The organism is Kitasatospora sp. NPDC059673 (genome assembly GCF_042734215.1).
Taxonomy (GTDB): domain Bacteria; phylum Actinomycetota; class Actinomycetes; order Streptomycetales; family Streptomycetaceae; genus Kitasatospora.
This window is the reverse complement of record NZ_JBHWEN010000027.1, coordinates 38,708-64,878: the sequence shown is the minus strand read 5'-3', so window position 1 is coordinate 64,878 and position 26,171 is coordinate 38,708. Positions and strand designations below refer to the sequence as shown.

Here is a 26,171-nt window from a genome sequence, read left to right as displayed (position 1 = left end):
GGCGCGCCGTACGGGCTTCACCTTAAGGCAGGGGAGCGGCTGGGAGGCGAACGTCCCGGGTCGGTCCGCTCAGGGCCGAATCGGCGCTCACTCGCCGGTGGCGCCGGAGCCCTCCAGGGCCGGGTGCATCGGGAAGCCCTTCAGGCCGCGCCAGGCCAGGCTGGCGATCAGCCGGACCGCCTCGTCGCGCGGGATCTCGGACTCCTGGGACAGCCAGTACCGGGCGGTGATCTGGGCCATGCCGCAGACGCCGACCGCGAGCAGCTTGGCCTCCGCCTCCGGCAGGTCGGTGTCCTCGGCGATCACCTTGGAGACCAGGGTGGCGCTCAGGTCGGTGGCCCGCTCGACCCGGTCGCGCACGGCCGGCTCGTTGGTCAGGTCCGACTCGAAGACCAGCCGGAACGCGCCGGACTCGCTGGAGACGTAGTGGAAGTAGGCCTCCATGGTGGCGGCGACCCGCTGCTTGTTGTCGTTGGTCGCCTCCAGCGCCGCCCGAGTGCCGTCCACCAGGGCGTCGCAGTGCTTGTCCAGCAGCGCGAGGTAGAGCTCCAGCTTCCCGGGGAAGTGCTGGTACAGCACCGGCTTGCTGACGCCGGCCCGCTCGGCGATGTCGTCCATGGCGGCCGAGTGGTAGCCCTGGGCGACGAACACCTCCTGGGCGGCTCCGAGCAGTTGTTCACGGCGGGCGCTTCGCGGCAGGCGGGCACCGCGCGGACGCTCCTGCGCCTCCTGGATGGCCGTCACGGCGCTCCTCACTTCACGGTCTGCGATGGGCTGCAAGGTGTTGATTCTACTTTTCGGTAACCCGCTGTTGCGCGGGTGAAGCCGAGTAAAGCGCACCACCGCCCTTGTCGGGAGCCCACAATACGGCCCGGACCAGCGGTGTCCACAGGTCCGGACGGACCCAGTAACGGGTCGGGACCGGCCCGAATCGCGCCGGTGGCAGGCCGTCCTCACTACCATCGTCCTCCATGAGCGCCGCCCAGCATCCTCTCGCCGCCCTGGAGCCCTACCGCACCGTCGAGGTGCCCGGAGCGGCAGTGGCCGTCAGCCGCCACACCGAACCCCGCGAAGGACTCCCGCCCGCCCTGTTCGTGCACGGGCTCGGCGGCTCCGGCGACAACTGGCTGGAGCTGCTCGAACAGCTCTCCGAGGACGTCGACGGCGAAGCGGTCGACCTGCCCGGCTTCGGCTGGTCCGCGCCGCCGCTGGACGGCAACCTGAGCGTCTCCGGCCACGTCCGCGCCGTCATCGGCTACCTGGAGGAGACCGGCCGCGGACCGGTCCACCTGTTCGGCAACTCGCTCGGCGGCGCGGTCTCCGTCCGGCTCGCCGCGCTCCGCCCCGACCTGGTGCGCAGCCTCACCCTGATCTCCCCGGCGCTGCCCGAACTGCCCCCGCAGCGCACCGCCTGGCCCACCGGGCTGCTGGCCGTCCCCGGCGTGGCCGAACTGCTCCGCCGCCGCGGCGCCGCCAGCGACCCGGAGAGCGCCACCGCCGAACTGCTGCGGCTGGTCTACGGCGACCCCGAGGGCATCCCCGCGCACCGCCGGGCCCGCGCCGTCGCCGAGTACCGGCGCCGTACCGCGCTGCCGTACGCCCTGCAGGCGCTGGCCGGGTCCGCGCGCGGCATCGTCAGCGCCTACACCGAGCGCGGCGAGCAGTCGCTGTGGCGGCAGGCCCGGCAGGTCGAGGTACCGGTACTGCTGGTGTACGGGCTCAAGGACAAGCTGGTCTCCTACCGTTCCGCCCGGCGGGCCTGCGCCGCGTTCCGGGACGCCCGGCTGCTGGTGCTGCCCGAGTCCGGGCACGTGGCGATGCTGGAGCACCCCGAGCCGGTGGCCCGCGCGGTGCGCGAACTGCTCGTGGAGGCCGACGCCGGACGCTGACGGCCGGTGAGGTGCTTCGGGCGCACTGGGTGCACCGGGCGCTTCGGGCGAGAACGCGGCCGAGACGCGCGAGGTCACGGCCGTTCACTCGATCAGGTGGCAAGCCGGGCCGGGCCCCCAAGGGGTCCGGCCCGGCGCTCTACCGTCGTGTTGTCGGACCGAACAGGTGTGGGGGGCGAGACGGCGACGGTGGCGGACGCGGGGGAGCGAACGCCGGCCGGAGGGCCGTCGAGCACGGACGCACTTCCTGTGTCGTAGGGCCGGAACCCGTCGAAACGCTCGTGCTCAGGAGGCGTCGTGCGCATAGCTCTGCTCACCGAGGGCAGTCACACCAACGCGCAGCGTGGTGGAGGAGGCTGGTGCGGCCGCCTGGTCGAGGGCCTGCCCGAGCACGAGTTCCGGCTCTACCGGCTGCTCCCCGGCGATCGTCCCGCACCGCCCACCGGGGTGCGCGGCCTGCACGGCGTCCACGAACTGCCCATGTGGGGGCGCCGCCCGGGTGGCCGCAGGCCGGCCGCGCTGCGCCGCCGGGCCTACGTGCGGGCGTACGAGGAGCTGGTCCGCGCGCTGGTGATGCCCGGGGAGCGGGCCGGGTTCGGGCCCGCGCTGTACCGGCTGGCCGCGCTCGGGCGGGAGGACGAGGCGCTGCCCGCGTTCCTCGCCTCCGGCCACGCGCACCGCGCGCTGGAGCGGATCTGGCGGATGCCCGGCGCCGACACCGCCGGCGGCCAGCCGCAGGTCTGCGACGTGCTGGTCGCGGCCGACCTGCTGGAACAGTGCCTGCGGCCGCTGTCCGCGCCCTGGTACGGCACCGGCCCGGCCGGGCTCGGCGGCGCCGACCTGTGCCACGTGGTCGGCGGCGGGCCGGCCGCACTGCCCGCGCTGGTCGCCCGCGAACTGCACGGCGTCCCGTTCGTGGTCACCGAGCACGGCCTGCACCTGCGCGAGCAGTACCGCGGCTACCGCTCCGCCCCCTATCGCTGGCCGGTGCGGGCCCTGCTGCTGTCGTTCTTCCGGCAGCTCACCGAGGAGACCTACCGGCAGGCCGCCGTGCTCACCCCCGGCAGCGCCTACGACCAGCAGTGGCAGCGGCACTGCGGTGGCGACCCCGCCCGCACCCGGGTCATCCACGAGGGCACCCCCGCCACCGGACGGGCCGCCGCCGGGGCCGAACCCGAGGCGCCCACCCTGGTCTGGGCCGGCGCGCTGGAACCCGGCCGCGACCCCGAACTGATGCTGCACGCCTTCGCGCACGTCCGCGCCGAACTGCCCGACGCCCGGCTGCGGATGTACGGCGAGGAGGGCGCGGCCGGCTACCTGGCGCACTGCGAGGCGATCGCCGAGCGGCTCGGCGTCGCCGGGGCCGTCGAGTTCGCCGGGCGGCCGGAGAGCCTGGCCACGGCCTGGGCGGCGGGCAGTGCCGTGGTGTTCAGCGCGCTCGCCCAGCGCAGCCCCCGGCTGCTCGCCGACGCCATGCTCAGCGGCCGGGCCGTGGTCGCCACCGAGGTCGGGGTGGCCCGCGAGGTGCTCGGCCCGACCGGGCTGCTGGTGCCGCCGCGCAGCCCGCGCGCCCTCGCCGGGGCCTGCCTGGCGCTGCTGCGCGACCACGAGCGGCGCTCCCGGCTGGGGCTGGCCGGTCGGCTGCGGTCGCAGGAACGCTTCGGCGTCGAGCCCGTGGTCGGCGCGTTCCGCGAGATCTACCTCGAACTGATCTCCCGCCACCCGGCGTTCCCGGCCCGCCCCGGCATTCCGGCGCGGCCGTTCGCCCGGCCCGCCGAGTACTGGGTGGCGGCCGGCGGGACCTCGCTGCCCGCGCTCGCGGAGGCCGTGTGACCGCCTCTTCGCCATCAGCCGACCCGGTGCGTGAACTCCTGGACGCCAACCGCGAGTTGTGTGAGCGGGCGGTGGACCCGCTGGAGATCGCCGCCGCCCTGGAGGACGCCGGCCTGGCCGCCGACGGCGCCGCCCGCTACCGGCACGCCGACGTCTTCGGCCTCGCCGAGGAGCTGTACGCCCGGGTGCCGCGCCGCCCGCCGCCCCCCGAACCGCTGGCGCCCGCTCCGGCCCCGCGGCGACTGCCCGCCGCGCTGTGCGGCGCAGCCGTCCACCTGCTGCCGCTGCTGCCGGCCGCCGCGCTCGGCGGGGTGGCGGGCGGGGCGCTGGCGGTGCTGGCCGGCGCGGGCGGGCACGCGCTGGTCGCCGTCCCGTCGGGTGCGGCGCCGCCGGGGGCGGTCGTCGGGTGGCAGCCGGACGACGGGCTGCTCGACGATCCGGTGCGGGCCGGGCGCCGGTCGTCCTGGTGGTCCTCCCGTTGGGCCGCGCTCGGCGAGGGCGCCGGCAGCGGACTGCTGCTCGCCCTGCTCTGCGCCGCCGCCCCCGGCACGGCGCTGGTGGTCGCCCTCGGTGGTGCGAGCGCCGGGTGGGGCGCGGCCCGGCTGCGCCGGTTCGGGCAGCGGCAGACGGCACTCGCCACGCTGCGGGAGTTCCGCTCCCGGCTGCGCCCCGTCCTGCCGCTGGCCGTGCTGGCGCAGCTGGCGGTGCTTGCGGTACTCGCCCGGGCGGGGGTCGGTGGGCGTGGCGGTACCGCGTGGGCCGCGCTGCTGGTGTGCGGCGTGCTGCCTTTGCTGGCCGGTGTGGTGCGCGGCGCGGGGCGGCCCGGCACCGCCGCGGTCGCCGTGCTGACAGCCGCGACCGGCGCCGCCGTCCTCTCGCTGCCCGGCCCCGCGCACTGGCTCGGGGCGCCGCCGCCGGGCCCGGTGCTGGCCGCCGCGCTCGGCCCGGCCGTCCTGCTGGCCGGGCACGCCTGGCCGCTGAGCACCCGGCCGGGGGCGTACTCCGACTTGTCGATCGAATCTCGTTGCCCGGCCGGTGCCGGGCCTGATGGAAGGACTTGGGCCCGATGAGGGTGCTGCTGCTGGGAGCCGACGGGTTCATCGGCCGGCGGGTCGCCGACCGGCTGCTGGCGGAGGAGGGGCTCCAGGTGACCGTGCTGGGCCGGGGCGATTCCGCCGACATCAGGTTCGACCTGGCCGCGGGCAGTCCGGGCGCGCTGGCCCGGTTCCTGGACGCGGTCGCCCCGCAGGTGGTGATCAACTGCGCGGGGGCGACGTACGGGACGTCCCGGGCGCTGATCCGGGCGAACACGCTGGCGGTGGCGACGGTCTGCGAGGCGATCCGGCGCAGCCGGGAGCCCGCCCGGCTGGTGCACGTCGGGTCGGCCGCCGAGTACGGGCCGACCCAGCCGGGCGGGCCGATCCCGGAGGGCGCGGAGCCGCGTCCGGTCGGGCCGTACGGGGTGTCGAAGCTGGCGGGCACCGAGTTGGTGCTGAGTTCGGGGCTGGACGCGCTGGTGCTGCGGGTGTTCGACGTGGTCGGCCCGGGGTCGCCGACGGCCTCGCTGTTCGGGCGGCTGGCGGAGGGCCTGCGGCGGGCGCTGGAGCAGGAGGAGGCCCAGGTGCGGATGCCGGACCTGTCCGGCTACCGGGATTTCGTGGACGTCCGGGACGTGGCGCGGGCGATCCAGGCGGCGGCGGTGTCCGCGGCCACCGGGGTGATCAACATCGGTAGCGGCCACGCGGTGCGGGCGCGGGAGGCGGCGCACCTGCTGGTCCGGGCGTCCGGCTTCGAGGGGACGATCAGCGAGGACGCCCGCCAGGTGGTGCTGCCCGCGCAGCAGACGGCCACGGAGGGTGCCCGGGCGGCCGAGGCGCGGGCCGCCGCCGAGCCGGTGCACTGGCGGCAGGCGGATGTCCGGACCGCCCGGGACCGTCTCGGATGGCGGACACAGGTGCCGCTGGAGGAGTCGCTCGGGGACGTCTGGCTGGAGACCGCCTGCCGGGTCTGATCGGGGCGGGCGCGGCCTGACCAGGGGGTTCGGCGCCGGGTGCGAAGTCTCGCCATCCGACGCCGGCCATCTCAGAAAGTGGACCTGCTGTCTTGGAATACCCCCGGCACGTGACACTGTTGGCGTAGTCGAACGAGAAACTGACGACCATCGGAGTCCCCGTGTCGCTGCCACCCCTGGTCGAGCCGGCCGCCGAGCTCACCGTCGAAGAGGTCCGCCGGTACTCCCGCCACCTGATCATCCCCGATGTGGGCATGGACGGGCAGAAGCGGCTCAAGAACGCCAAGGTGCTCTGCGTCGGCGCCGGCGGCCTCGGCTCGCCGGCCCTGATGTACATGGCCGCCGCCGGTGTCGGCACGCTCGGCATCGTCGAGTTCGACACCGTCGACGAGTCGAACCTGCAGCGCCAGATCATCCACGGCCAGTCCGACATCGGCCGTTCCAAGGCCGAGTCCGCGCGCGACTCGGTCAAGGAGATCAACCCGCTGGTCAACGTGGTGCTGCACGAGGAGCGCCTCGACAACGACAACGTGATGGAGATCTTCTCCGGCTACGACCTGATCGTCGACGGCACCGACAACTTCGCCACCCGGTACCTGGTGAACGATGCCGCGGTGCTGCTCGGCAAGCCGTACGTGTGGGGCTCCATCTACCGCTTCGACGGCCAGGCCAGCGTGTTCTGGGCCGAGCACGGCCCGTGCTACCGCTGCCTGTACCCGGAGGCCCCGCCGCCGGGCATGGTCCCGTCCTGCGCCGAGGGCGGCGTGCTGGGTGTGCTGTGCGCCTCGATCGGCTCGATCCAGGTCAACGAGGCGATCAAGCTGCTGGCCGGCATCGGCGAGCCGCTGGTCGGCCGGCTGATGATCTACGACGCCCTGGAGATGCAGTACCGCTCGGTGAAGGTCCGCAAGGACCCCAACTGCGCGGTGTGCGGCGAGAACCCGACCGTCACCGAGCTGATCGACTACGAGTCGTTCTGCGGTGTCGTCTCGGAGGAGGCCTCGGCCGCCGCGCTCGGCTCCACGATCACCTCCAAGCAGCTCAAGGAGTGGATCGACAGCGGCGAGGACATCGACATCATCGACGTCCGCGAGGTCAACGAGTACGAGATCGTCAACATCCCGGGCGCCCGCCTGATCCCGAAGAACGAGTTCCTGATGGGCAACGCCCTGCAGGACCTGCCGCAGGACAGGCGGATCGTGCTGCACTGCAAGACCGGTGTCCGCTCGGCCGAGGTGCTGGCCGTGCTCAAGTCCGCGGGCTTCGCGGACGCGGTGCACCTGGGCGGCGGCGTGATCGGCTGGGTCAACCAGATCGAGCCGGAGAAGCCCGTCTACTGACGAAGGCCCAACGCCGCGCCGTGCGTTGACAGACATTCAGCGAACCGCCCGACCAGGGGAATTCCCCCGGTCGGGCGGTTTTGCGTGACCATGGGTGCGGAACAGCACACCTGCGTCGGCAGGGGCGCGGATGTTCGAGAGAGCGGGGGAGTCCGATGGGCAAGCACGTGGTGGTCGGGGCCGGGCCGGTCGGCTCGGCCACCGCACGGCTGCTCGCCGAGCGCGGCGAGGAGGTCGTGGTGGTCACCCGCAGCGCCGCCTCCGCCGCCCCGCTGGAGGGCGTGCGGCGGCAGCAGCTGGACGCGTCGGACCAGCAGGCGCTCGGTGCCGTCGCCGAGGGCGCCGAGGTCCTCTACAACTGCGCCAACCCGCCCTACCACCGCTGGCCAGAGGTCTGGCCACCGCTGGCCGCCTCGCTGCTCGCCGCCGCCGAGCGCGGCGGCGCGGTGCTGGCCACCGTCTCCAACCTGTACGGCTACGGCGTGGTGGACGGGCCGATGAGCCCGGGCACGCCGCTGCGGCCGGTCTCCACCAAGGGCGAGGTGCGGGCCACCATGTGGCGCGACGCGCTGGCCGCGCACCAGGCCGGGCGGGTACGGGTCACCGAGGTGCGCGGCTCCGACTACCTGGCGGCGAACGCGCTCGGCGCGCTCGACGACCGGGCGTTCTCCCGCGCCCTGGCCGGCCGCACCGTGCAGGTCCTCGGCGACCCCGACGCGCCGCACAGCTGGACGGCCCCGGAGGACGTCGCACGCCTGCTGGTCACCGTCGGCGCCGACGAGCGCGCCTGGGGCCGGGCCTGGCACGTGCCGAGCAACGCGCCACGCAGCCAGCGGCAGGTGATCGCCGAGCTGTGCGCCGCCGCCAGGCGGCCGGTCGCGAAGGTCACCGGCATCCCACGCCCGGTGCTCGCCCTGCTCGGCCTGGTCAACCCGACGATCCGTGCCGCCCGGGAGACCGCCTACCAGTTCGAGCGCCCGTTCGTGCTCGACGACACCGCCACCCGCGAGACCTTCGGCCTGACGCCGACGCCCTGGGAGGAGATGCTGGCCCGGATCGTCGCCGCGTACCCGAAGAGCTAGGCCCTAGAGCGCGCCCTTGCGCTGGAGGACGTTGTAGGCGATCCAGCCGGGCAGGACGGGGAGCCAGAAGGTCAGCAGGCGGTACAGGAACACCGCCGGGGTGGCCGCGGTGGCGGGGACGCCGGCCACGGTCAGGGCGCCGATCAGGGCGATCTCGACCGGGCCGATGCCGCCCGGGGTGGGGATCGCCGAACCGGCCGCGTTGGCGGTCAGGAACACCACGGCGACGGCCGCGTAGGTGACGTGCGCGCCGCCGTCGAAGGCCTGCACCGAGGCGTCCAGGCATGCGGTGAAGGACAGCGTCAGCAGCACGATGCCGCCGAAGCCGGTGATCAGCTTGCGTGGGGTCTGCATCAGGTCGAGCATCCGCGGGATCACGCCGAAGAACAGCGAGCGGACCCGGGTCACCACGAACCGGCGCAGCGGGGCGACCGCGGCCACCACCAGGGCGAGCACCGCGGCGGACAGCACCCCGATGATCACCGCCCGGGAGGCGCCCAGGTCGCCGTTGGTCTGGGTGCCGGTGATCAGGCCGAAGGCGAACAGCAGCAGCAGGTGGCCGCCGAGCCCGGCCAGCTGCGAGGCGCCGACCGAGGCGACCGCCTGGACCGGGCGGATGCCGGCCTTCTGCAGGTAGCGGGTGTTCAGCGCGATGCCGCCGACCGCCGCCGGGGCGACCAGCTTCACGAACGATCCGGCGAGCTGCGCGGCCACCGTCCGGCCGAAGGGCAGTTTCTCCGGGACGAAACCGGTCAGGCTCATCGCCGCGGCGACGTACGAGGCGCCGGCGGCGGCCAGCGCGGCCGCCGCCCAGGCCCAGTTCATCTGGGAGACCTTGAACTGGTCCGGCCGGATCGTGGTCAGCGCCAGGTAGGCGGCGAAGGTCAGCGCCACCACCATGATCAGCGTCTTCGGCTTGAGCCGTTCCAGCTTGGCCGGGGCCATCGGCGCCTCGGGGGCGATCTGCAGGATCTGCCCGCGCAGCTTGGACAGCAGGTCCTCGCCGGCCTGCGCGATGTCCTCCTCGGCCTGCTGCTGGGTGCGCTCGCCCGCCGCGACCTGCTTGAGTGCCAGCGCCTGCGCGGCGGCCTTCCGCTCCTTGGTCATCCGCTGCAGGTCGCCGCGGGTCTGCCGGCTCAGGCCGACCGGCTGGAGCAGCGGCAGCGCCTCGGCGATCCGGGCCGGGCCGAGCGCCTCGGTGGCGGCGGCCACGGCCCGCTCCGGGCCGGTGCGCAGCGCGAAGGTGGTGAGCAGCTGGGCGACGTCGATGCGCAGCGTCAGGTCGCCGGCCGCGATGTCGCCGCCGGACAGGTTGATCAGGCAGCCGGTGCGGTCGTCCACCACCAGCAGGGACTCGCCGGTGAGCCGGCGGTGCGCGATCCGGCGCTCGTGCAGGGTGGCCACCGACGTCCAGAACGAGGTCATCACCGCGTCGGTGACCTCCTCGTCGGCGAGCTCGTCCAGGGTGCGGCCGGCCACGTTCTCGTACACCAGGATCGCGGCGTCCGGGCCGAGCTCGGAGGTGGCGACCAGCTGCGGGGCACGGGCCCCGGAAGCGGCGGCCGCGTAGGCGATCAGCGCCTCCTGTTCGAGTGCCTGGCGCAGCGACTGCGGGCTGCGGCGGACCGCGACCGAGCGCAGCCGCAGCCGCCGCCAGGCCCGGTAGAAGAAGCCGGAGGCCTGTTGCTCGCGGTCGATGATGTGCACGTCGAGCAGCGGCCCGTGTTGCTGGACGACCAGGTAGCGGCGGGTGCCGCCGGGGCCGTCGGGGGCGGTGTGCGCGGCGGACGGGGTGAAGCCGACCTTGCGCAGGCCGATCATCAGGTGCTGCCCGGTCGGCCGGATGTTCGGCGAGCCGATCGCGTACAGCGTGCCGTACGCCACCGACCAGCCGATCAGCACGGTGAGCAGCAGGGACAACGGGGTGGTGTAGCCGTTGACCAGCTCGGTCGCGCCGGAGAGGATCACCACGATCCACAGCGCGACCCGCCAGCGCGGCCGGCTCGACATGCCGACGGCGGTCATGTACGCGATCACCGGGGCGAGGTAGCCGTGCACCGGGTCGGTGAGGGTCTCCTCGTGGCCCGGCGGGAACTGGGTCAGCGCGTTGCGGATCTCCTCGGGGGCGCTGGCCGCCACCCACCAGTCGACGCCCAGTGAGACGCCGTAGGCGAGGACCGAGGCGAGTACGCCGTCGGCGACCCGCAGGCCGTCGCGTTTGATCAGCCGCTCGACCGCGAACGCCAGCGGCACCGCCAGCACGGCGATCGAGGAGACCAGCGCGGAGATCGTGGACAGCAGGTCGGGGATGCGTTTGGCGTTGACCGTGATGTCGTTCTCGATGCCGCTGGTGGTGGAGACCGCCACCTGCGCGAGCACGAACACCGCGACGATGCCGAGCAGACCGGCGAGGAACCGCAGCAGGTCCGAGGGCCGGTGGGCGCGCGGCGGCAGCAGCGGCTCGTCGACCGCCAGGTACTCGCCGGCCGGCTCCTCCGCCTCGGGCTGCTCCTCGTCCGAAGGCTCCTCCGACGGCTCCTCCGAGGGCTCCTCCGAAGGCCCGTCCGAGGGCTCCTCCGAGGGCTCGGCCGGCTGCCCGTCGGGTTGCCCGTTCTTGTGCTGGTCCGGTCGCTCCGGCGGCCGGTCCGGTGTGCCCGGACGGTCCGACCCGTCGTCCGGCGGCAGCTGAGCGGCCACCGCGTCCTCCCCCGTGTGGTGCGCGTCCCGCGCCCGGTGGCGCAGGTCGACCGGCGGGGCGTCGTGGCCCCGCTCGGCGGAACCGTCGGTGGCGGACTCCTCGGAGCCCTTGTCCACGTTCAATTCAGCCGTCCCGGTCATCTGGTCTTGTTTCCTCGCGTGTCGCACTGCCCCGAAGATGCTGCCATGCCCGGAACCCCGGTGCGGTCCAGGGGCGGTATCCCGCGTGCCGCATTGCCCGCCGGGGGTGCGGGAAATCGACCGGATGGGGAAGAATACGTCGGATGACCGAGCCGGACGACGTGAGCGAGATCCCGCCGTACGCGGAGGCGGTGCTCGACCTGACCGAGCGGATCCCGCCGGGCCGGGTGATGACCTACGGCGACGTCGCCGAGTACCTGGGCCGCGGCGGCCCCCGCCAGGTCGGCCGGGTGATGGCACTGTACGGCGGCTCGGTGCCCTGGTGGCGGGTGATCCGCGCGGACGGGCGGCCGCTGCCCGGCCACGAACACCGGGCGCTGCCCGAGTACCGGGCCGAGGGTACCCCGCTGCGCACGGTGGCCGGCGAACCGCGGGTCGATCTGCGGGCGGCCCGCTGGGACGGCAGCGCAGGAGCCTGACCGGGGAACGTGCGCCGGAGGGGTCTGTGGGTGCAGGATCGTAGGCTCGATGCGGCGGGCCCCACCCTCACCCACCGCCCGCCGTTGAACCGCCGTACGACCCTGGACCGCAGTGACCTCACCGTTCCGCCTGGTGCGCAGCCCCCTCGCGCAGCCCGACCCGCCCGTGCTGGACGACTTCCAGCGGGCGGTGGTCGAGCACGCGTCGGGGCCGCTGCTGGTGCTCGCCGGGCCCGGCACCGGCAAGACCACCACGCTGGTCGAGGCGGTCGCCCGGCGGATCGCCGACGGCACCGCCCCCGAGCGGGTGCTGGTGCTCACCTTCAGCCGCAAGGCCGCGATGGAACTGCGCGACCGGATGACCGCCCGGATCGGCACCACCGCCCCGCAGGCCACCACCTTCCACTCGTTCTGCTACGCCCTGCTGCGCGCCCACCAGTCGCCCGAGGAGTACGCCGAGCCGCTGCGACTGCTGTCCGGACCCGAGCAGGACGTGATGGTCCGCGAACTGCTGGCCGGCGGCGCCGAGGACGCCAGGGCGGGCACCGCCACCATCCGCTGGCCGCTCGACCTGCGGGCCTGCCTGACCACCCGCGGCTTCGCCGACGAAGTCCGCGCGGTGCTCGCCCGCAGCCGTGAACTCGGCCTCGGCGAGCAGGAACTGCTGCGCTTCGCGGAGGGCGTCCAGCGCCCCGACTGGGCCGCCGCCGCGCACTTCCTGGCCGAGTACCTGGACGTGCTCGACCTGCGCGGCGTCCTCGACTACGCCGAACTCGTCCACCGCGCCGTGCTGCTCGCCGAACGCGAGGACGTCGCCGCACAGCTGCGCAGCCGCTACGACGTGGTGTTCGTCGACGAGTACCAGGACACCGACCCGGCCCAGGTGCGGCTGCTGCAGCGGCTGGCCGGCGGCGGCCGCGACCTGGTCGCGGTCGGCGACCCCGACCAGTCGATCTACGCGTTCCGCGGCGCCGACGTGAACGGCATCCTGGAGTTCCCCGACGCCTTCCGGCAGGCCGACGGCCGGGCCGCCGAGGTCAAGGTGCTGCGGGTGTCCCGGCGCTCCGGCGCGGTGCTGCTGGCCGCCTCCCGGGAACTCGCCCGCCGGATGCCGATGGGCCGCCTCCCCGCCGACAAGCTCGCCGCGCACCGCGCCCTGCTGCCCTCCCGCGAGGGCGGCGCCGTCGAGGTGTACACCTACCCGACGCCCGGCGCCGAACTCGACTCGGTCGCCGACCTGCTGCGCCGCGCCCACCTGGAGGACGGCGTCCCGTGGGGCGAGATGGCGGTGCTGGTGCGGGCCGGCTCCCGGTCGATACCGGGCGTCCGCCGCGCGCTGGCCGCCGCCGGCGTACCGCTGGAGATCGACGGCGACGACCTGCCGCTGCGCGAGGAGGCGGCCGTCACCCCGCTGCTGCTGGCCCTGCGGGTGTGCGCCGAGGGCGAGGGCGCGCTCACCGCCGACCTCGCGCACACCCTGCTCACCGGCCCGCTCGCCGCCCTGGACGGCTCCGACCTGCGCCGCCTCGGCCGCACCCTGCGCGAGGAGGAACGCCGGGCGCTGGCCGAGGACGGCGTGGCCGGCGTGGTCCGCCCCGCCGAGGAACTCGTCCGCGAGGCGCTGGAGCAGCCCGAACTGCTCGCCCTGCTGGACGCCCCGTACGCCCGCCGCGCCTACGAACTCGGCGTGCTGCTGCGCAAGGTCCGCGAGCTGCTGGCCGGCGGCGCGTCCGGCGAGGACGCGCTGTGGGAGCTGTGGGACGGCTCGCGGCGCTGGCGCGAACGCCTGGAGCGGGCCGCGCTGCGAGGCGGCGCGGCCGGCCGCAACGCCGACCGCGACCTGGACGCGCTGTGCGCCCTGTTCGAGACCGCCGCCCGCGCCGAGGAACGGGTCTCCGGCCACCGCGGCGCGCTCGACCTGCTCGCCGAGGTCGAGGCCCAGGACATCGCCGCCGACACCCTGCGGGTGCGCGCCGTGCGCCCCGACGCGGTGCGGCTGATGACCGCGCACCGCTCCAAGGGCCTGGAGTGGCGCCTGGTCGTGGTGGCCGGCGTCCAGGAGGGACTCTGGCCCGACCTGCGCCGCCGCGGCTCGCTGCTGGAGGCCGACCGGATCGGCCGCGACGGCCTCGCCGAACCGCTGTCGGCCGCCGCGCTGCTCGCCGAGGAGCGCCGGCTGTTCTACGTCGCCGCGACCCGCGCCAAGGAACGCCTGGTGGTCACCGCCGTCAAGGCCCCCGCCGAGGACGGCGACGAACCGTCCCGGTTCCTGCGCGAGCTGTACCGCGAGACCCTCGACCCGCGCACCGGCCGGGTGCTGGAGCGCGTCCCGCAGGTGAAGGTCGCCGACGTGACCGCCCGCCCGCGCCGCCCGCTCGCGGTGTCCGCGCTGGTCGCCGAGCTGCGCGCCGTCACCGTCGACCCGGCCCGCTCCCCGCAGCTGCGCCGGGCCGCCGCCGAACGCCTCGCCACCCTCGCGGCCGCCCTCGACGAGGAGGGCCGCCCGCTGGTCCCCGCCGCCCACCCCGACCAGTGGTGGGGCCTGGTGGACGCCACCGCCGCCCCGGAGCCGCTGCGCGAGCCCGGGCTGCCGGTGCGGCTGTCGGGCAGCGGCCTGGAGCAGCTGGAGTCCTGCGCGCTCCAGTGGTTCCTGGAGAAGGACGTGAAGGCGGGGCACACCGCCTCCGCCGCCCAGGGCTTCGGCAACGTGGTGCACGCCCTCGCCGACGAGGTCGGCTCCGGCCGCACCCCCGCCGACCTGGCCGTCCTGATGGAGCGCCTGGACACCGTGTGGGACGCCCTCGCCTTCGACGCGCCGTGGAAGTCCCAGCAGGAGAAGACCGAGGCCCGCGCCGCCCTGGAGCGCTTCCTGCGCTGGCACGTGCTGGAGCGCGAGCGCACCACCGTCGCCACCGAGCACGGCTTCGACCTCACCCTGGACGTCGGCGGTGTCGCGGTGCGGATCCGCGGCTCGATGGACCGGGTCGAGGCCGACTCGGTGGGCCGCGCCTACGTGGTCGACTTCAAGACCGGCAAGCAGATCCCCACCGACAAGTCGCTGCCCCAGCACCGCCAACTCGCCGTCTACCAGCTGGCGGTGCGCGGCGGCGCGCTCGACGGCCTGCCCGGCTTCGAGCAGGGCGCCGTCCCGGGCGGCGCCGAACTGGTCCACCTGCGCGAGCCCGCCAAGGGCGAGCCGGACGCCCCCAAGGTGCAGCGGCAGCTGCCGCCCGACGGCGACCCGTGGATCGAGAACCTGCTCGCCGACACCGCCGGCCGGGTGCTCGCCGAGCGGTTCACCCCCACCGCGGGCGAGCGCTGCGGCCGCTGCGCCTTCCGCGGCAGTTGCTCCGCGCAGCGGGACGGCCGGCATGTCGTCGACTGAGCCGTTGCAGCACCCGGCCCAGCTCCGCGAACTCCTCGGCATCCCGTTCAACGCCGAGCAGTTGGCGGCCATCGGCGCGCCCATGGCCCCGGGCGTGATCGTGGCCGGCGCGGGCTCCGGCAAGACCACCGTGATGGCTGCCCGGGTGGTCTGGCTGGTCGGCTCCGGGGCGGTGCGCCCCGAACAGGTGCTCGGCCTGACCTTCACCAACAAGGCCGCCGGGGAGCTCGCCGAACGCGTCCGCGCCTCGCTGCTGCGGGCCGGGGTGCGCGAGGACGACTCGCTCGGCGACCCGCAGATCTCCACCTACCACGCCTTCGCCGGCACCCTGCTCAAGGAACACGGCCTGCGGCTGGGCATCGAACCCGACGTCCGGCTGCTCGCCGACGCCACCCGCTTCCAGCTCGCCGCCCGGGTGCTGCGGCAGGCCCGCGGCCCCTACCCGGCGCTCACCGGCACCTTCTCCGCGCTGGTCGCCGAACTGATCGCGCTCGACTCCGAACTGGCCGAACACCTGGTCGAACCCTCGCAACTGCGGGCCTGGGACGAGGAGTTGCTCGACACGCTGGCCACGGTGAAACTCTCCAACGAGGACCTGCGGGCCGTCCCGAAGGCCGCCCGCGGCCGGCAGGAACTGCTGCACCTGGTCGAGGACTACCGGGCCCGCAAGCAGAAGCTCGGCCTGCTCGACTTCGGCGACCAGATCGCCGCCTCCGCCCGCCTCGCCCAGCAGCGCCCCGAGGTCGGCCGGCTGCTGCGCGAGCAGTACCGGGTGGTGCTGCTGGACGAGTACCAGGACACCTCGGTCGCCCAACGCCTCATGCTGGCCGGCCTGTTCGGCGGCCCCGGGAGCGCCGGACACCCCGTCACCGCGGTCGGCGACCCCTGCCAGGCGATCTACGGCTGGCGCGGCGCCTCGGTCGCCAACCTGGACGACTTCCCGCACCACTTCCCGCAGGCCGACGGCAGCCCCGCGCACCGCTTCGCGCTCAGCGAGAACCGCCGCAGCGGCGGCCGGCTGCTCGCCTTCGCCAACGAACTCGCCGCCCCGCTGCGGGAGATGCACGAGGGCGTGGAGGCGCTGCGGCCCGCGCCCGGCGCCGAACTCGACGGCTACGTGCGGGCCGCGCTGCTGCCCACCCATGCCGAGGAGGTGGACTGGCTCGCCGACTCGATCGCCCACCTGGTGCGCACCGGCACCGCGCCCGGCCGGATCGCCGTGCTCTGCCGGGCCGGAACCGCCTTCCCCGACATCCACGCCGCACTGGTGGCGCGCAGCGTCCCGGTCGAGGTGGTCGGCCTCGGCGGGCTGCTCCAACTCCCGGAGGTCGCCGACCTGGTGGCCGTCTGCGAGGTACTCCAGGACCCGACCGCCAACGCCGCCCTGGTGCGCCTGCTGATCGGCCCGCGCTGGCGGATCGGCCCGCGCGATCTGGCCCTGCTCGGCCGCCGCGCCGCCGACCTGGTGCGCACCGCCCGGCTCGGCGACCAGGACCCGCTCGCCGCCGCCGTCGCCGAGACCGATCCCACCGAGGTGGTCTCGCTGGCCGACGCGCTGGAGACCTTCGTGGACGCCGAGCAGCCCGACGAGCTGCCGTTCTCCCCGGAGGCCCGGGTGCGCTTCGCCCGCTTCGCCCGGGAGATCCGCGACCTGCGCCGGGCACTGGCCGAACCGCTGATGGACGTGTTGCACCGGGTGCTGGCCGTCACCGGCCTGGAGGTCGAGCTGTCCGCCTCCCCGCTGGCGCTGGCCGCCCGCCGCCGGGAGACCCTGCACTCCTTCCTGGACATCGCCGCGTCCTTCGCCGACCTGGACGGCGACCCGGGCCTGGCCGCCTTCCTGGCCTTCCTGCGGGCCGCCCAGGAGTACGAGCGCGGCCTGGACGCCGGGCTGCCCGGCGGCGAGGACACCGTCAAGGTGCTCACCGCGCACAAGTCCAAGGGCCTGGAGTGGGACGTGGTGGCCGTCCCCGGCCTGGTCAAGGGCGGCTTTCCGTCCGGGCAGGGCCGGGAGCGCTGGACCTCCACCCGCAAGGTGCTGCCGCACGCGCTGCGCGGCGACGCCGCCACACTGCCCGCCGACCCGGCGTGGAACGCCAAGGGCATGGGCCTGTTCAAGAAGGAGATGGCCCACCACGCCGAGGTGGAGGAACTGCGGCTCGGCTACGTCGCGTTCACCCGCCCGCGGTCGCTGCTGCTGGCCTCCGGCCACTGGTGGGGGCCCTCGCAGAAGCGCCGGCGCGGGCCGTCCGATTTCCTGCTGAAGCTGCGAGCGCACGCCGAGCGGCCCGGCAACGGCGAGGTCGAGCACTGGGCCGGGGAACCGCTTCCGGACGCCGAGAACCCGGCGTTCGACGTGTCCGTGGAGACCCCCTGGCCGCTGCCGCTGGACCCGTCCGCGCAGCACGCCCGCCGCCGGGTCGCGGACGTGGTCCGCCACCGGCTGGCCGGGGCGCCCGCCGCCGAACCCGAGGCCATGGGCGTCGAGGACATGCGGCTGGTGGCCTCCTGGGACCGCGACCTGACGGCGCTGATCGGCGAGTTGGAGCGCTCCCGGCGCACCGTCCGGGAGGTCGAGCTGCCCGCCTCGCTGTCCGCCACCGAGCTGATGCGGCTGGCCGCCGACCCGGACGGCTTCGCCCGCGAACTCGCCCGCCCGATGCCCCGCCCGCCCGCGCCCGCCGCCCGCCGCGGCACCCGCTTCCACGCCTGGGTGCAGGCCCGCTTCGACCAGCCGCTGCTGCTCGGCCCGGAGGCGCTGCCCGGCCTGGACGCCGACATCGACGAGATCGAGGACGAGCGCGACCTGGAGCGCCTCAAGGAGGCCTTCCTGCGCGGCCCGTACGCCGGCCGCACCCCCCACCGGGTCGAGGCGCCGTTCCAACTGGTGCTGGCGGGACGGGTGGTGCGCGGCCGGATCGACGCGGTCTACCGGGACGCGGACCGTGGCGCAGGGTCACCGCGCTACGAGGTGGTGGACTGGAAGACCGGCCGGGAGGACAGCGGCGACCCCCTGCAGCTCGCCGTCTACCGGCTCGCCTGGGCCGAGCAGACGGGCGTTCCGGTGGAGCAGGTCACGGCCTCGTTCTGCTACGTGCGCAGCGGCCGGATCGAAACACCGTCAGGACTTCCTGGCCGAAAAGAGTTGAGCGATCTTCTGATCGGGAATAGGTAGAAAAGAGTCACTCAGAGCATTCAACTCGTCACGAGATCAAGCGAAACCTGTGCGCCCTGCACGTTTCGTGCCTATTGTGGGGTCGGTAACCGGTCATCCTCCCGTACTCCGGCCGCCGTCAGGGCCCCGACCCCCTGACCTCCCGTCAGACCCGCAGGTGCCGAGCAGCACCCGCACCTTCCGCTGGAGAGACCGACGTTGAGCGCGACCGGATGGATCAGGGACGTCCTCCACGGCCCCACCCCAGGGCCGGTACCCAACACCGTCACCGGCACATGGCCCAAGACCTCGCACGCCCTGCCACTGATCGGCATGGCCCTGGTCGTCTCCCTCGACCTGCTGACCAACAGCCAGGTCACCGTCGAACCCGCACTGACCGCCGTCCCCGCCCTCGCCGCCGTGGTCTCCCGGCGGACGTGGTACCCGCTGCTGATCGGCGCGCTCGCCGAACTGTGCGCCTTCGGCATGGCCTGTTATCACGGGGTGCTCGGGGAGTCCGTGCACACCGCCACCGTCGCCGCGATCGTGCTCATCGCCGGCATCGGCCACCTCAGCGCCACCCTCCGGCTGCGCCAGGAACTCGCCCTCGCCGAGGCCCAGTTGGTCGCCGAGATCGCCCGCCGGGTGCTGCTGCGTCCGGTGCCCGAACGGGTCGGGCCGGTGCGGGCCGCGGTCCGCTACGCGGCGGCCGCCGCGCACGCCTCGATCGGCGGCGACCTGTACGAGGTGGTCAACACCCGGCACGGGGTGCGCGCCGTGATGGGCGACGTGCGTGGCAAGGGCCTGGCCGCCGTGGAGACCGCCGCCGCCGTACTCGGCGCGTTCCGCGAGGCCGCCCACCAGGAACCCTCGCTGGACCGGGTCGCGGGCTGGCTCGCCGTCAGCCTGGACCGCGCGCTGCACGAGAACGACCACCCCGGCGTGGAGGAGGAGTTCGTCACCCTGGTGCTGCTCGGGGTCCGTCCCGATGGCGCCCTGGAGATCGCCAACTGCGGCCACCCCGCCCCCGTCCTGCTGCGCGGCGAGGACTCGCCCCGGCTGCTGGCCGCAGACGAGACCGTCCCGCCGCTCGGGGTGCTCGACCCCGGCGACGTCTGCCCGCCGCTGCAGCGGCTGACCACCGAACCCGGCGACCGCATCCTGCTGTACACCGACGGCGTCATCGAGGCCCGCGACCACCGCGGCGCCTTCTACCCGCTCACCGACCGGCTGCCGCTGCTCGCCGACAGCGGCCCCGTCGAGGTGCTGCGCCGCCTGCACGACGACGTGGTCCGCCACGTCGGGCACAAGCTCGGCGACGACGCCGCCATGCTGATGCTCCAGTTCGACCCGCTGCTGCTGCCCGTCCAGCAGCAGGCCGAGGCCCCGGTCGGGCAGATCTTCTAGACGTCGATCTCCACCACCAGCGGCCGGTGGTCGGACACCCCGGTGCGCGGCGCCGACACCGAGCCGACCGTGCTGCGCGGCACGCCGATGCCCAGGATGTGGTCGAACTGCACGGTCGGCCGGTGTGACGGATAGGTGGGGGTGCGCGCCAGGTCGTACCAGCCCTGCAGGCGGGTGCGGCGCGCGGTGCGGACGCGCTCGCGGGCGGCGGTGCGCTGGATCGCGTGCGCCGAGCCGAGCACGGTGCGCGGCACCGCGCCGATCAGGTTGAAGTCGCCGAGCACCAGGTACGGCTGCGGCAGGTCGGCGATCCAGCGCCGGATCGCGGCCAGCTGCGCGACGTTCCAGCCCGGCACGAACGACAGGTGCGCGGCGACCACGGTGAACTCCCCGGCCGGCCCGGCCAGCACCGCCGCCAGCGCCGCGCGCGGCTCGTCCGGCACCGCGGTCAGCCCGCGCCGCCCGGCCACCCGCAGCGGCAGCCCGAACGGGGCCGGCGCGAACCGGCGGGCGCGCCAGTGCAGCACCGGCAGCCTGGTCAGCAGCGCCGTGCCGTACGAGGGCCGGTCGGCGCCGTCGTCCGCCTCGGCCGGCCCGTACACCTGGAGGCCGGGCACGGCCGGGTCGGTGACCCAGCCGGCCGACCGGGCGGGGGTGCCGTGCAGCGCGGCGGCGAAGCGCCAGTCGGCGGCGCCCATCGCCTTGGCGGCGATGGCGGCCTGGTCGGTGCGGCCGGAGCGCTCCTGGCCGCGGTCGACCTCCTGGAGGGCGAGGACGTCGGCGTCCAGCGCGGCGACGGCCTCGGCCAGCGGGCCGCCCGGCTCGATCGGGTAGGGCGCGGGGCTGCCGTCGGCGGCGAGCGGCTGACCGTGCAGCAGGTTGTACGTGGCGATCCGCAGAGTGGTCACGGAGCCGACGGTACCGGGTGGGTGCGACCGGAGGGGCGGCTTGAGCGGGCAGGTCCATACCGGGTATACATACTCAGTATGTCGATCCGTCACGGTCTGCTCGCCCTGCTCGACCAGGGCCCGCGCTACGGCTACCAACTGCGCTCCGAGTTCGAGGCCCGCACCGGGTCGACCTGGCCGCTCAACGTCGGCCAGGTCTACACCACCCTGGGCCGGCTGGAGCGCGACGGCCTGGTCGAGTCCGCCGGCGAGGACGACGAGGGCCACCAGTTCTACGCCGTCACCGACGAAGGACGCACGGAACTGCGCCGTTGGTTCGACACCCCGGTGCCGCGCACCAACCCGCCGCGCGACGAACTGGCGATCAAGCTGGCGATGGCGGTGACCGTCCCGGGAGTCGACGTCACCGGCGTCGTCCAGGGCCAGCGCCGGCACAGCATGAAGGCACTGCAGGACTACACCCGGCTCAAGGGCCGGGCGCTGGCCGCCGACACCGGCGACGGCGCGGACCTGGCCTGGCTGCTGGTGCTGGAGCAGCTGATCTTCCAGACCGAGGCGGAGATCCGCTGGCTGGACCACTGCGAATCCCGGCTCGGCCAGCACGCCGAGCGACAGGCCGCTGCCACGGCCGAACCCGTCGCCGCGCCGCCCGAGCGCCGCGCCGTCAAGAGCCGCGCACGCGGCCGCCTCTGAAACTCCTGGGGGAGTGATGACCGAACAACTCAAGCCGGCCCAGCCCGTGCTGCACCTGGACCGGGTGAGCCGGGTGCACGGCCACGGCGCGGCCGAGGTGCACGCGCTGCGCGCCGTGGACCTGAAGGTGTACCCGGGCGAACTGGTCGCCGTGATGGGACCCTCCGGCTCCGGCAAGTCCACCCTGCTGACCCTGGCCGGCGGCCTCGACAGCCCGAGCGACGGCCAGGTGCTGGTCGAGGGGATCGTGCTCGGCAGCCTCGACCGCAAGAAGCTCGCCGCCGTCCGCCGCCGCTCCGTCGGCTACGTCTTCCAGGACTACAACCTGATCCCGGCGCTCACCGCCGCCGAGAACATCGCCCTGCCCCGCGAACTCGACGGCATATCCGCCCGCGCCGCCCGCAAGGAAGCGCTCGCCGCGCTGGAGGAACTCGGCATCCCCGAACTCGCCGACCGCTTCCCCGACGACATGTCCGGCGGCCAGCAGCAGCGCGTCGCCATCGCCCGCGCGCTGATCGGCGACCGCCGCCTGGTGCTCGCCGACGAGCCCACCGGCGCCCTCGACTCCACCACCGGCGAGTCCGTGCTCGCCGTGCTGCGCGCCCGCTGCGACGCCGGAGCCGCCGCCATGATGGTCACCCACGAGGCCCGGCACGCCGCCTGGGCGGACCGGGTGGTGTTCCTGCGCGACGGCCGGCTGGTCGACGAGACCGCCCGGCAGGACGCCGGAACCCTGCTGGTCACCGCCGCCGCCAACGCGCTCAAGGACGGCGACCAGTGAGGCTGACCGCCTGGCGGGCGGCCCTGCGGATCGCCCGGCGCGACGCGATGCGCGCCAAGGGTCGCAGCGCCCTCGTGGTGGCGATGATCGGCCTGCCGATCCTCGGCGTGGCCGGCGTCGACGTGGTCGCCCGCAGTGCCCAGCTGGAACCGGGCGAGAAGGTCGCCCGGGTGATGGGCACCGCCGACGCCCGGATCGCCGTGGGCCAGCGCGGCGACATCGTTCTGCAGGCGCCCAACCCCGACGACGAGACCCAGACCGGCGGGCCCGGCCCCGACGGACAGCCGCGGCCGAAGACGCCCGAGGAACAGCGCAGCGCGAGCACCGAGCCCGTCGACCTGATCAAGGAACTGCTCCCGGCCGGCACCAAGCTGGTGCCGATGCCCGCCGGACCGCGCACCACGGTCACCACCAAAGAGGGCCGGATGACGGCCGAGGCCGTCGAGGTCGACCTGGCCGACCCGGTGTGGCACGGCATGGTGAACAGGATCCGCGGCACCGCCCCGGCCCAGCCGAACGAGATCGCCGCCACCCAGGAGTTCCTGAACCAGTCCGGGCTGCGGCTCGGCGACTCCACCGCGATCCGCGGCCTGGAGTCCACGCCGTTCACCATCACGGCCGTCGTCGAGATCCCCGCCGACCTCAAGCGCGCCGAACTGTTCGCCCGCCCCGGCAGCGTGATCGCCCCGCTGGCGCAGGCGGACCCGGAACGGGCGGCCGTCCCGGAGAGCCGCGAAAGCTGGCTGGTCCAGCTGCCCGCCGGAGCGGCCGCGCTGGACTGGCCGAAGGTGCTGGAGCTCAACAAGTACGGCTTCGCGGTCAGTTCCAAGGCCGTCCTGATGCACCCGCCCGCCCGCTCCGAGGTGCCGCTGTACCAGCAGCCCGGGCGGCAGAACTACGGCGGCGTCGACAAGGTGACCGTCGCGATCGGCGGCACCGTGGTCGGCATGGCCCTGCTGGAGATCGTGCTGCTCGCCGGACCGGCCTTCGCGGTCGGCGCCCGCCGCTCGCGCCGCCAGCTCGGCCTGCTCGCCGCCGGCGGCGGCGACCGCGGGCACGTGCGCGCCGTGGTGCTCGGCGGCGGTGTGGTGCTCGGTGTGACCGGCGCGCTGACCGGCCTGGCGCTCGCGATCCTGCTGGTCGCGGTGTTCCGCGACAACGCCGAACAGTTCGCCGGACGCCGCTTCGGCCACTTCGACCTGCAGCCGCTCGACCTGCTGGCGATCGTCGTGGTCGGCCTGGTCACCGGCCTGCTCGCGGCCGTGGTGCCCGCCGTCCAGGCCGCCCGACAGGACGTGGTGGTGGCGCTCACCGGACGCGGCGGCAGCAAGCCCCCCAGCCGGATCGTCGCCGTACTCGGCCTGATCATGATCGGCGGCGGCGCCGCCCTGGCGCTGGCCTGCGCGGCCACCGGTACCGCCGTGGTCTACGGCCTGCTCGGCGGCTCGGTGATCGCCGAGATCGGCATGCTGATGTGCACCCCGATGCTGATCGGCCTGTTCGGCCGGCTCGGCCGCCACCTGCCGCTCAGCCCGCGCCTCGCACTGCGCGACTCGGTGCGCCACCGCGGCCGCACCGCCCCGGCGGTGGCCGCCGTGATGGCCGCCGTGGCCGGCGCCGTCGCCGTGGGTATCTACACCACCAGCAGCACCGAGCAGCAGCGCCGCGAGTACATGCCGTCGGCGCCTCCCAACACCGTCGCGCTGTACGCCGGCTGGGGGCCGACCGCCGACCAGAACCGGCTGCCGATGATGCGCGAGGTGGTCGAGGGCAACATCCCCGACCTCGGCGAGCGCGCCGACGTGTGGGACGTGACGCCGACCGCCAAGTGCAACCCCGGCGCGCCCTGCGGCTGGGTCCAGGTCGTGCTGCCGGGGTCCAAGCGCTGCCCCGCCGACGGGGCCCGCTCCCCCGAGGAGTACGAGCGCCTGCACACCGACCCCCGCTGCGCGGTGAACCGCGACCGCGGGGAGCGCCGGAGCACCATGTTCGGCGAGACCCTGGTCGGTGACGCGGCCCTGCTGCACACCCTGTTCGGGGTGCGTGACCAGGCCGCCGAGAAGGCCCTCGCCGACGGCAAGATCCTGGTGTTCCGGCCCGACTACGTGGAGAACAGCAAGGTCGACCTGCTGGTCACCGACCCCTTCGACCAGAAGAAGATGCGCGAGGACAACAACTATCGGCCGGCGGAGCGTCACCTGCTGGCGGACGCGGTCGAGGTGCACGTCCCGGCGCCGTTCGGCAACGCCATGATGACCCGCCAGACCGCCGAGAAGATCGGCCTGGGCACCCGGGCGGCCGGCTCGCTCTGGATGCCCGCCGCGGAGCCGTCCGACAAGGCGTACCAGAAGGCCAACGGCTCGCTGGCCAAGCTGGACGACAACGCGATGATCACGGTCGAGCGGGGCTTCCACCCGGACGTCGACCTGATCACCGTCGGCCTGACGGTGTTCGCCGGACTGGTGGCGCTCGGCGCGGCCGGCATCGCCACCGGCCTGGCCGCGGCGGACTCCCAGCAGGACCTCGCCACGCTGGCCGCGGTCGGCGCGAGCGGCGGCATCCGGCGCCGGCTGTCCGGCTTCCAGTGCGGTGTGATCGCCGCGATGGGCTCGGTGCTCGGTCTGTTGTGCGGCACCGTCCCGTCCGTCGCCCTGCGGATCTTCGAGGCCAAGGACCATGCGAGGTGGGCGGCGCCCGGCCAGCCGACTCCGGATCCGGTGATCGCGATCCCGTGGATCGAACTGGCGGCGATGGTGATCGGCCTGCCGGTGGTGGCGGTGCTGCTCGCGGCGCTGCTCACCCGCTCCAAGATCGCCCTGAGCCGCCGGGGCGCCTGAGGCCCCGGCAGAGGGAGGGTGACCGTGCTCACGGCCGAGGGAGGTCGTGGGCACGGACCCACCCGGGCGAACTAAAGTCGTCCGTATGACGAAAACCCCGGACAGCGCCGTCCGCTCCTACATCGACCAGCACGAGGACACCTTCCTGGCCGACCTCGCCGACTGGCTGCGCATCCCCTCCGTCTCCGCCGACCCCGACCGGGCCGGAGAGGTCCGCCGCTCCGCCGAGTGGCTGGTCGAGAAGCTGCGCGCGACCGGTTTCCCGGTCGCCGAGGTGTGGGAGACGGACGGGCTGCCCGCGGTGTTCGCCGAGTGGCCGTCCGGCGAGGAGGGCGCGCCGACCGTGCTGGTCTACGGCCACCACGACGTGCAGCCCGCCGCCAAGGAGGACGGCTGGGACACCGAACCGTTCACACCCACCGTGATCGGCCGCCGGCTGTACGCGCGCGGCGCCGCCGACGACAAGGGCCAGGTCTTCTTCCACACCCTCGGCGTGCGCGCCCACCTCGCCGCCACCGGCCGCACCGCGCCCGCCGTCAACCTCAAGCTGCTGATCGAGGGCGAGGAGGAGTCCGGCTCGCCGAACTTCGCCGCCCTGGTGCGCCGCGAGGCCGACCGGCTGGCCTCCGACGTGGTGATCATCTCCGACACCGGCATGTGGTCCGAGACCACCCCGACCGTGTGCACCGGCATGCGCGGCCTGGCGGACTGCCAGATCGACCTGTACGGCCCGGACAGCGACATCCACTCCGGGTCCTTCGGCGGCGCCGTCCCCAACCCGGCCGACGTGGCCGCCGCGCTCGCCGCCGGCCTGCACGACGCGGACCGCAAGGTCGCGGTGCCCGGCTTCTACGAGGGCATCGTCGAACTCACCGACCAGGAACGGGCGCTGTTCGCCGAACTGCCCTTCGACGAGGCGCAGTGGCTGAAGGTCGCCAAGTCGCACGGCACCCTGGGCGAGGCCGGCTACACCACCCTGGAGCGGGTCTGGGCCCGGCCGACCGCCGAGGTCAACGGCATCTGGGGCGGCTACACCGGCCCCGGCGGCAAGACCATCGTCCCGGCCGAGGCGCACCTCAAGCTGTCCTTCCGACTGGTCGCCGGGCAGGAGGTGGAGAAGGTCCGGGAGGCCGTCGCCGCCTGGGTTTCCGCGCAGGTCCCGGCGGGCATCCGGTACGAGATCGTCTTCCCGGGCGCCACCCGCCCGTGTCTGACGCCGCTGGACCACCCCGCCCTGCAGTCCACCGTCCGGGCGATGGGCCGGGCCTTCGAGCAGAAGATCCTGTTCACCCGCGAGGGCGGTTCCGGCCCGGCCGCCGACCTGCAGGACGTGCTGGGCGCGCCGGTGCTGTTCCTCGGCATCTCGGTGCCCTCGGACGGCTGGCACTCGATCAACGAGAAGGTGGAACTCGACCTGCTCCGCAAGGGCGTCGAGACCTCCGCGTACCTGTGGGGCGACCTCGCGGAGAACTTCCGGCCGTGAGTGCGCGTCCCGAAGCGGCGAAGGCGCCGTACCTGCCGTACCGAAGCGAAC

Annotated in this window: 17 protein-coding genes; 14 read left to right on the top strand and 3 right to left on the bottom strand. The window is 74.4% G+C overall.

What is annotated here, in order from left to right; translation table 11 throughout:
* Positions 1–87: 87 nt before the first annotated feature.
* Positions 88–744, bottom strand: coding sequence for a TetR/AcrR family transcriptional regulator (locus ACFV18_RS26820; protein ID WP_380487401.1), 657 nt, complete (start codon positions 742–744; stop codon positions 88–90).
* A 227-nt stretch (positions 745–971) separates the two neighbouring features.
* Here ACFV18_RS26820 and ACFV18_RS26815 point away from each other — a divergent pair, with 227 nt between their 5' ends.
* The 6 genes from ACFV18_RS26815 (at position 972) to ACFV18_RS26790 (ending at position 8,155) form a co-directional block, all read left to right on the top strand.
* The gene (locus tag ACFV18_RS26815; RefSeq protein ID WP_380487399.1) at positions 972–1,889 is read left to right on the top strand and encodes an alpha/beta fold hydrolase; all 918 of its coding nucleotides are present in this window, start codon (positions 972–974) and stop codon (positions 1,887–1,889) included.
* Positions 1,890–2,186: 297 nt separating this feature from the next.
* On the top strand, positions 2,187–3,722 hold the full coding sequence (locus ACFV18_RS26810) for a DUF3492 domain-containing protein (RefSeq protein ID WP_380487397.1): 1,536 nt from the start codon (positions 2,187–2,189) through the stop codon (positions 3,720–3,722).
* On the top strand, positions 3,719–4,792 hold the full coding sequence (locus ACFV18_RS26805; protein WP_380487396.1) for a hypothetical protein: 1,074 nt from the start codon (positions 3,719–3,721) through the stop codon (positions 4,790–4,792). Before ACFV18_RS26810 ends, ACFV18_RS26805 begins: the two co-directional genes overlap by 4 nt.
* Positions 4,789–5,733, top strand: coding sequence for an NAD-dependent epimerase/dehydratase family protein (locus tag ACFV18_RS26800; RefSeq protein ID WP_380487394.1), 945 nt, complete (start codon positions 4,789–4,791; stop codon positions 5,731–5,733). The genes ACFV18_RS26805 and ACFV18_RS26800 overlap by 4 nt, the downstream gene beginning before the upstream one ends.
* Before the next feature lie 161 nt (positions 5,734–5,894).
* Positions 5,895–7,073, top strand: a complete 1,179-nt coding sequence (gene moeZ, locus ACFV18_RS26795; protein ID WP_380487393.1) for an adenylyltransferase/sulfurtransferase MoeZ — start codon at positions 5,895–5,897, stop codon at positions 7,071–7,073.
* A 155-nt stretch (positions 7,074–7,228) separates the two neighbouring features.
* The gene (locus ACFV18_RS26790; protein WP_380487390.1) at positions 7,229–8,155 is read left to right on the top strand and encodes an NAD-dependent epimerase/dehydratase family protein; all 927 of its coding nucleotides are present in this window, start codon (positions 7,229–7,231) and stop codon (positions 8,153–8,155) included.
* A gap of 3 nt (positions 8,156–8,158) precedes the next feature.
* On the opposite strand, the gene ACFV18_RS26785 is transcribed toward ACFV18_RS26790, so the two are convergent.
* Positions 8,159–10,993 carry a lysylphosphatidylglycerol synthase domain-containing protein gene (locus ACFV18_RS26785; RefSeq protein WP_380487388.1) on the bottom strand — a complete coding sequence of 945 codons (2,835 nt, stop codon included), beginning with the start codon at positions 10,991–10,993 and terminating at the stop codon, positions 8,159–8,161.
* Positions 10,994–11,136: 143 nt separating this feature from the next.
* On the opposite strand from ACFV18_RS26785, the gene ACFV18_RS26780 reads away from it, so the two are divergent.
* From ACFV18_RS26780 to ACFV18_RS26765, 4 genes are all read left to right on the top strand, one after another.
* Positions 11,137–11,472, top strand: coding sequence for an MGMT family protein (locus ACFV18_RS26780; protein ID WP_380487385.1), 336 nt, complete (start codon positions 11,137–11,139; stop codon positions 11,470–11,472).
* A gap of 112 nt (positions 11,473–11,584) precedes the next feature.
* On the top strand, positions 11,585–14,857 hold the full coding sequence (locus tag ACFV18_RS26775) for an ATP-dependent helicase (RefSeq protein ID WP_380487383.1): 3,273 nt from the start codon (positions 11,585–11,587) through the stop codon (positions 14,855–14,857).
* Entirely contained in the window at positions 14,844–18,032 is a 3,189-nt protein-coding gene (locus tag ACFV18_RS26770; RefSeq protein WP_380487381.1) for a UvrD-helicase domain-containing protein, read from the top strand. The genes ACFV18_RS26775 and ACFV18_RS26770 overlap by 14 nt, the downstream gene beginning before the upstream one ends.
* A gap of 198 nt (positions 18,033–18,230) precedes the next feature.
* On the top strand, positions 18,231–19,418 hold the full coding sequence (locus tag ACFV18_RS26765; RefSeq protein WP_380487380.1) for a PP2C family protein-serine/threonine phosphatase: 1,188 nt from the start codon (positions 18,231–18,233) through the stop codon (positions 19,416–19,418).
* Here ACFV18_RS26765 and ACFV18_RS26760 read toward each other — a convergent pair.
* A complete protein-coding gene (locus ACFV18_RS26760; RefSeq protein WP_380487378.1) occupies positions 19,415–20,326 on the bottom strand; it encodes an endonuclease/exonuclease/phosphatase family protein in 912 nt (303 codons plus the stop codon). The two genes, ACFV18_RS26765 and ACFV18_RS26760, sit on opposite strands and share 4 nt — an antisense overlap.
* Positions 20,327–20,404: 78 nt before the next feature.
* Between ACFV18_RS26760 and ACFV18_RS26755 the strand changes: the two genes are divergently transcribed.
* The 4 genes from ACFV18_RS26755 to ACFV18_RS26740 all read left to right on the top strand — a co-directional run bounded on the left by ACFV18_RS26755 (position 20,405) and on the right by ACFV18_RS26740 (position 26,120).
* Positions 20,405–21,019 (top strand): PadR family transcriptional regulator, encoded by a 615-nt coding sequence (locus ACFV18_RS26755; RefSeq protein ID WP_380487376.1) that lies wholly within the window; start codon positions 20,405–20,407, stop codon positions 21,017–21,019.
* Positions 21,020–21,035: 16 nt separating this feature from the next.
* Positions 21,036–21,800 carry an ABC transporter ATP-binding protein gene (locus ACFV18_RS26750; RefSeq protein WP_380487375.1) on the top strand — a complete coding sequence of 255 codons (765 nt, stop codon included), beginning with the start codon at positions 21,036–21,038 and terminating at the stop codon, positions 21,798–21,800.
* Positions 21,797–24,637, top strand: a complete 2,841-nt coding sequence (locus ACFV18_RS26745; protein ID WP_380487373.1) for an FtsX-like permease family protein — start codon at positions 21,797–21,799, stop codon at positions 24,635–24,637. Before ACFV18_RS26750 ends, ACFV18_RS26745 begins: the two co-directional genes overlap by 4 nt.
* An 85-nt stretch (positions 24,638–24,722) precedes the next feature.
* On the top strand, positions 24,723–26,120 hold the full coding sequence (locus ACFV18_RS26740; RefSeq protein ID WP_380487370.1) for a dipeptidase: 1,398 nt from the start codon (positions 24,723–24,725) through the stop codon (positions 26,118–26,120).
* Positions 26,121–26,171 lie beyond the last annotated feature (51 nt).

Coding starts and splice junctions, on each gene's coding strand:
- ACFV18_RS26790 (WP_380487390.1), top strand. CDS start 7,229: ATGGGCAAGCACGTGGTGGTCGGGGCCGGGCCGGTCGGCTCGGCCACC.
- ACFV18_RS26780 (WP_380487385.1), top strand. CDS start 11,137: ATGACCGAGCCGGACGACGTGAGCGAGATCCCGCCGTACGCGGAGGCG.
- ACFV18_RS26755 (WP_380487376.1), top strand. CDS start 20,405: ATGTCGATCCGTCACGGTCTGCTCGCCCTGCTCGACCAGGGCCCGCGC.
- ACFV18_RS26750 (WP_380487375.1), top strand. CDS start 21,036: ATGACCGAACAACTCAAGCCGGCCCAGCCCGTGCTGCACCTGGACCGG.
- ACFV18_RS26815 (WP_380487399.1), top strand. CDS start 972: ATGAGCGCCGCCCAGCATCCTCTCGCCGCCCTGGAGCCCTACCGCACC.
- ACFV18_RS26740 (WP_380487370.1), top strand. CDS start 24,723: ATGACGAAAACCCCGGACAGCGCCGTCCGCTCCTACATCGACCAGCAC.
- ACFV18_RS26770 (WP_380487381.1), top strand. CDS start 14,844: ATGTCGTCGACTGAGCCGTTGCAGCACCCGGCCCAGCTCCGCGAACTC.
- ACFV18_RS26800 (WP_380487394.1), top strand. CDS start 4,789: ATGAGGGTGCTGCTGCTGGGAGCCGACGGGTTCATCGGCCGGCGGGTC.
- ACFV18_RS26785 (WP_380487388.1), bottom strand. CDS start 10,993: ATGACCGGGACGGCTGAATTGAACGTGGACAAGGGCTCCGAGGAGTCC.